Origin of the sequence: Coleofasciculus sp. FACHB-712, from assembly GCF_014695635.1 — a bacterium.
In the GTDB taxonomy this organism is placed as follows: domain Bacteria; phylum Cyanobacteriota; class Cyanobacteriia; order Cyanobacteriales; family FACHB-T130; genus FACHB-T130.
This window is the reverse complement of sequence record NZ_JACJOQ010000578.1, coordinates 1-6,146: the sequence shown is the minus strand read 5'-3', so window position 1 is coordinate 6,146 and position 6,146 is coordinate 1. Positions and strand designations below refer to the sequence as shown.

Here is a 6,146-nt window from a genome sequence, read left to right as displayed (position 1 = left end):
AATTCGGCTTTCTTCAGATAGCCGTTATCAGCTAGCTTCGGAACCCGTGGATGAAAGATGGGTGGGGAGCAACCCTGTTGGTCACTCAGCCGCAGGGAAGCGAGGTCGTATCTGCTAAGACAAAAAACATTTTATGATGCGGTTTCTGGTTTGGGTTGAAATTTAGCGATCGCTTCTATCTTCCCGACGATATTTTGGTTGAACTCTGCTAAATCCTCCGCTGGTATCCAATACTCTTGGTGTTGAGAACTCCCCACTGTCTGCACGTCATACTGCACTAGAAATTCCGTTTTCACATAAAAGCGGGTGACATAACCTACATAGCCAGAAGCTTCATCTTTCGTATTCCAATCTCTAGCAATCTGCACGGCATACGCCTCAGTTAGCACTGGATAAAATATCGGTTGGTAGGGAAGCCGAGCTGGAAAGGCACTATAACCGCTTTGTCGGATCAAATCTAGCTCTTTTTGACCCACTGGACGAAATAGCACTGTGGTATCGTTCATTCTTTTACTTTTTTTACCTCTATCAGCTGCTGAAAAAGGCAAAATTTTCTAGTTTTATCTTTACTCTCGACGCACGCATTCGAGAACTTCTTCCCTGATTGTTTGGGTAGAGAACTGCGAGCAAATTTTCAAATAGTTTGCGAACCGACATTCTCCTGGTTAGAAAATCCGAAGAGTTCTCCTCACTCATCCCTCACAACGCATCATTTTCGTATGCCGCTACAATTCGCTCAACTAACGGATTGCGGACAACATCAGTTTTGGAGAGATTGCAGAAGGCAATGCCTTCAACCCGTTGGAGAATTTTTTGGGCAACGGCTAACCCAGATTGTTGGTTAAGTGGTAAATCGGTCTGAGTGATATCGCCCGTAACAACCATGCGAGAACGAAACCCTAGGCGAGTCAGCACCATTTTCATCTGTGCTGGGGTGGTGTTCTGGGCTTCATCCACAATTACAAAGGAGTTGTTGAGAGTTCGACCCCGCATATAAGCCAGGGGAGCAACTTCAATCACCCCGCGTTCCATCAAACTAGGAATTTTATCTGTATCGATAAATTCATAGAGCGCGTCATAAAGGGGACGCAGAAACGGGTCAATTTTCTGCTGTAAGTCCCCAGGCAAAAAGCCCAATTTTTCCCCAGCTTCCACTGCTGGACGGGTGAGAATCAGTCGTTCGTACTGATCGGACAGCAGCGCCTGAACTGCCAGAACGGCTGCTAGGTAGGTTTTGCCGGTACCTGCTGGGCCAATGCAGAAGGTGAGGTCGTGGGTGCGTACTGCTTGGATATACTGCAACTGAGGAAATGTTTTAGCTCGAATTTCTTCGCCGCGACGGTTTCGCGCGAGAACTTCCTCTTGCATTGCTTGCCATTCCACCTGGCGTCCCGTATCCAGGGCTTGGCAAGCCGTGCGGATATCTACTTTGGAGATCCGCTTCCCGTCTTTCCAGAAAGGTTTGAGGGCGTTCACCAGCTCGTTGGTGCGGTCTACTTGTTTAGGAGTCCCAGAAACCATCAGTTCTTGACCCCGCAACACTAGAACTGCGCCAGTCGTTTTTGCCAGGGTTTTGAGGTTTTCTTCGCGATCGCCTGCTAAAGCGATCGCGCTATTAGCATTTGGTAGATGTATTGTTTTAAATGCCTCGGTCATCGTAATATTATGGGCGAGTTTACAGCATTCGTCGGTGAGAGGACGGAATTAATTAGTAAAATCCGTCCCTTTGATGCGAAAAGACGCCCGATATATGACTTTCCATAACAGCTCAGGCGTCCCAATTTAATTGGCTACAGATCCTCAATGAGAGCGTAGGCGCTGACGGGAGGCTTCCGCTTTCGACGAATACTCGGCTTTTCGTACCGTTGGCAAGATTTAACCCCAGAAAATTCCGCATCGCTAGATTTTCTGGTTGATTGCATCTTCACGCCGAGTTAATCAACTTGTGTTCAACCAAACGGACTTGCAGCCACTCGCTGTTTTTTGCTTAAGTTAACCATCAACCCTAGCTTTTGGTTAGTACCAATACTAAGCTGATAGCCCCCTTTGCCAAAGATAACAGGCGATTTACCTAGGAGATATTCATAATCGGAGGCGATCCATCACCTCCTCAATGCTAACCGTCTAAAGTTTTAACGGGAGCGGAATTTGGGAGCAGATACTGGGGAAGACCGGCGGGGTGGATCTTTTTTCGCAACTTCTGGACTTCCTGACGTACTTTCAAGCGATCGCGCCGAACTCCCATAGATGTCCAGGTAGACAGATTGATTGGCAGCTTTCGCAGCCGCTTCAATCACCGTCCGAATTGCCTGAATATTACGTCCTCCCCGACCAAAAACTCTTCCCTTATCTTCGCCTTCAAAAGCCAGCCGCACCCACGCTTTAGTATTTCCCTGCGACATTTCGCAGTCCACGCTCAGCAATTTTGGTGATTCTAAAAACGGCTGCACCAAAAATTTCACCAGAGCAGCGTAATCCGGTAGGGAACTCCCGTGGGATGACCTTACAGGCTGGCTGGTTGAATCTGGGGAATCCAACTCGGACTCATGCGGTAGTTGGGGCACTGACTTGTTCCAAGACATTAGCTTTTTGAAGAATCCGGCGCACCGTTGGCGTAGGCTGCGCTCCCTGTTGGAGGCGCTTGGTGAGTGCTGGCTCGTTTAGTCTGACTTCATCAGTTCTAGGGTTGTAAAAGCCCAGTTCTTCCAAAGGACGCCCATCGCGGCGGGAAGTGCTTTGCATTGCCACAATCCGGTAGCTAGCTTCCCGCTTTTTGCCGTATCTCTTTAATCGCAGTTTGATCATGTTGATGAAGAATGTTCCTGTTTGGATTTTAAGCCATCAGCTCTTTAGCGATTAGCTTTTAGACTTTAGACGCAGAGTCATTGATTGTACCATTTTTTGGCATCAAGTTCTACCCCTCCAAGCTAAAAGCTAATTGCATTAACGGTTCCAGCTAGAGAGTGCCGAAGCCTTTCTTCTTTTTCTCCTTTTTCTTTTTCTTGCCGGGACTGCCTTGGGCATAGCCCCGCCAACCGGCTTGAGAAGGACGATTGCCACCACCCATTCCGGGCATACCGCCCATTCCGGGCATACCGGGGAAACCGCCTTGACCCATTTGCTGCATGACGGTTCTCATTTTTGTGAAATCAGTTACCAGCTTGCTGACATCCGTCTCCTGATAGCCAGCACCGCGAGCAATCCGGCGACGACGACTGGGAGACTTCGCTAATAAGTCTGGGTTTTGGCGTTCTTCCTTCGTCATGGAATTAATCATCGCCTCAGCCCGCTTTAGCTGGGTTTCTCCTTGGCGCAGCTGTTCGTCAGAAATCTTATTCATCCCTGGAATCATCTTCAGGATTCCCCCCAGAGAACCCATATTCTTCAGCAGCCGCATCTGCTTGAGAAAATCGCTGAAGTCAAACTTAGCCGAGAGCATTTTTTCCTGCATCTTCTCGGCATCTGCCAGGTCTATTTCCTCCTGGGCTTTTTCCACAAAGGAGATCACGTCTCCCATACCCAGAATTCGGGAAGCCATGCGCTCTGGATAAAACGGTTGCAGCGCCTCGACTTTTTCTCCAACGCCGACAAATTTAATCGGCTGACCGGAAATCCGTCGCACTGATAGCGCTGCACCGCCGCGACTATCGCCATCCAGCTTCGTCAAAATGGCACCCGTGATCCCAATTTGTTCGTGGAAAGTTCGGGTGAGATTCGCCGCTTCTTGCCCGGTCATGGCATCGACCACCAGCAGCGTCTCGTGCGGCTGGACGGTTTGTTTGATGCGGGCTAATTCCGCCATCATGTCCTGGTCAATCTGGAGGCGTCCGGCAGTATCAATAATGACTGTATCGATGCCGTCTGCCTTGGCTCGCTCAACCCCTTGCCGCGCAATCTCTACCGGGTTAGCATTGGTGCCGAGTTCAAACACTGGCACCTCAATTTGCTGTCCCAGCGTCACTAGCTGATCGATGGCGGCTGGGCGATAGATGTCGGTTGCGACTAGCAAGGTACTGCGATTTTGCTTGCGTAGGTACAAAGCTAGCTTTGCTGTAGCTGTGGTTTTACCCGTTCCCTGCAACCCAGCCATCAGTACAATCGTGGGCGGCTTATCTACTGAAGCCAGGGGGACGTTAGTTTCCCCCATCACCTGGACTAGCTCATCGTAGACAATTTTGATGAACTGCTGGTCGGGGCGCACCCCAGAAACGACCTCGGCTCCCTGTGCCTTGGTTTCAACATCGGCAATAAAATCTTTGACGACCTGGAGATTGACATCCGCCTCCAATAAAGCGCGACGCACCTCCTTCAGGGCATCTTGAATGTTGGATTGGGAAATTTTGTCCTGACCCCGCAGGCTTTTCCAGGCAGATTCTAAGCGTTCAGCAAGTGCGTCGAACATAATATGTGTATCTTTTAGGCGGCTAGATAGTTATCTGCTTATCAAAATCGGCTGAAGAAAGCCCACATTTGTGAGTTTGTGGGTCTTATCCATCTGTATACAGATTAGTCGTTTTCGCTGTTATCTGGCGTGCAGCCAGGTCAGGAATGGGGGTGAGGAGTGCAAATAATAAAATGCAAACAAAATGTGCGATCGCGCACGCGGTATTTAGAGAGTACTCAAAACGAGATCCTGGCGACAGCCTTGCAGTCCCAAAGAGGGATTATTGCGGTAGGACACCTCTGGAACCCAGATACTCACTTTGTAATCCAAAGAAACCCAGTAGATGTATTCCACCGCTGAGTCAAAATTCACTCCCACTCGCAGGTTAGAAAAATCATCTTCGCATATCTCGTAGCCAAAGCGAACCAGAATCTGAGCCACTAAGCACCCAGGTGTATCGCAGTATTCTCCGCAGGTTTCTCTCTCTTGCCAAAACTTCTCTAAAAAGCGATTGAGGATAGGCAAAACTTTTTTAGGGCTGCCATTCCGGGAAGCATAGATGATGACCGGGTTGCCTTCTACAAGAATGTGACAGGGGGTAGCCATTTTTTTATCTCCTGGTCGGCTGTCTCTTTTGGTTTTTGATTGGCGCACGAACTCCACATCATCCATGATGCTTTTAGCCTGCCCAAGGCAACTACTAAATCACACTTTTGGGGGATGTAGCCGTTTAAACTTTCAGGATGTTTGTCAAATTTTACAGTTTCTGCGTCTGGCTATTATCCCCTATGCAAAATTGGAATCAGCAATTCCGATTTTTTCCTCATTTAGAATCGCTCTATCGGATGAGTGCCGCACCTAACCTTAATTTTTTTGTAAAGTTTTGTTTTTAAAAGCATTTTGTAAATTTAGATACAGAATTTTCTGTTATATTAAATAGGTAAGAGAAAATAAGTTAGTCAAACATCACTGAAGCAGTACGGAGAAACCTGGTATGTCTACTCAAGAACAAGCTCGCGCCCTCATGATGCGTCATCATCACCTCATCAAGAACCGTCAGCAGTCTATGCTGGGTCGCGCCGCTGCTGAAGTGGGTCTAGATGTTGAATCATCTGAATACTGGAATCACATTCAAGGACAACCACACCCAAGCTTCCGCTCTAGCTACGACCGCAGCGGTGCCTCGCTGAGCTAGGTTTGAGCTAAAGTTAACCGGCTAGAGTTAGTTTTTTGTATTATCTCGCTTGCATAGTGGTGTAGCAGCTTTATTTGATATATCAAAGGCTGCTAAATAAATAATTAACCTAATTCAGGGTGTTCTTTTCAATAAGAACACCCTGAAACTTTTTTTTTGAAAAAATAGTATCTCCTTTTGAGTATTTCCCTTTAAATGCGCGACTCATCGGTTTTTGGGAATAGGTAATTAGAGAAAAAAGTGTTTCTTATACCATTTCACGTTATCGTATGACCTTTTATCCATTACCGCTAACCTGCATGATGTGTAGCAGGCATATACAGCAATCCTATTTAAATTGTGAAATACTAGCCCTTCAGATCCCCGACTTCTTAAAGAAGTCGGGGATTTCGCCTTCTTGAATCATCTAGGTTCAAAGGAGCGACAGATTGCAGTACATATTTACACGACTGACTTTATCTGCAACATTTGATTGCCGTCTTTTTGGAATTCGTAGGGTACTGGCTGAATTTCTACACTGTAGCCTTGCGCTTTTAATTTCTCCATTACTGGCTGAAGGACTGGCGA

8 protein-coding genes are annotated in these 6,146 nt (G+C 47.4%); 1 reads left to right on the top strand and 7 read right to left on the bottom strand.

Annotated features, from left to right (window positions below; translation table 11 throughout):
• Positions 1–131 precede the first annotated feature (131 nt).
• The 7 genes from H6F50_RS20910 to H6F50_RS20885 form a co-directional block, all read right to left on the bottom strand.
• The gene (locus H6F50_RS20910) at positions 132–506 is read right to left on the bottom strand and encodes a hypothetical protein (protein WP_190413223.1); all 375 of its coding nucleotides are present in this window, start codon (positions 504–506) and stop codon (positions 132–134) included.
• Positions 507–699: 193 nt separating this feature from the next.
• Positions 700–1,656 (bottom strand): PhoH family protein, encoded by a 957-nt coding sequence (locus tag H6F50_RS20905; protein WP_190430191.1) that lies wholly within the window; start codon positions 1,654–1,656, stop codon positions 700–702.
• 134 nt (positions 1,657–1,790) lie between these two features.
• On the bottom strand, positions 1,791–1,922 hold the full coding sequence (locus H6F50_RS27745) for a hypothetical protein (RefSeq protein WP_277877583.1): 132 nt from the start codon (positions 1,920–1,922) through the stop codon (positions 1,791–1,793).
• A 210-nt stretch (positions 1,923–2,132) separates the two neighbouring features.
• Complete coding sequence (locus H6F50_RS20900) at positions 2,133–2,582, bottom strand: KH domain-containing protein (protein WP_190413227.1); 450 nt, start codon at positions 2,580–2,582, stop codon at positions 2,133–2,135.
• The gene (gene rpsP / locus H6F50_RS20895; RefSeq protein ID WP_190413229.1) at positions 2,545–2,805 is read right to left on the bottom strand and encodes a 30S ribosomal protein S16; all 261 of its coding nucleotides are present in this window, start codon (positions 2,803–2,805) and stop codon (positions 2,545–2,547) included. The genes H6F50_RS20900 and rpsP overlap by 38 nt, the downstream gene beginning before the upstream one ends.
• 151 nt (positions 2,806–2,956) lie before the next feature.
• Positions 2,957–4,402 (bottom strand): signal recognition particle protein, encoded by a 1,446-nt coding sequence (ffh, locus tag H6F50_RS20890; RefSeq protein ID WP_190430190.1) that lies wholly within the window; start codon positions 4,400–4,402, stop codon positions 2,957–2,959.
• A gap of 207 nt (positions 4,403–4,609) precedes the next feature.
• A complete protein-coding gene (locus H6F50_RS20885) occupies positions 4,610–4,990 on the bottom strand; it encodes a histidine kinase (protein WP_190430189.1) in 381 nt (126 codons plus the stop codon).
• 388 nt (positions 4,991–5,378) lie between these two features.
• Here H6F50_RS20885 and H6F50_RS20880 point away from each other — a divergent pair, with 388 nt between their 5' ends.
• Positions 5,379–5,579 carry a hypothetical protein gene (locus H6F50_RS20880; protein ID WP_190413235.1) on the top strand — a complete coding sequence of 67 codons (201 nt, stop codon included), beginning with the start codon at positions 5,379–5,381 and terminating at the stop codon, positions 5,577–5,579.
• The last annotated feature ends 567 nt before the right edge of the window (positions 5,580–6,146 follow it).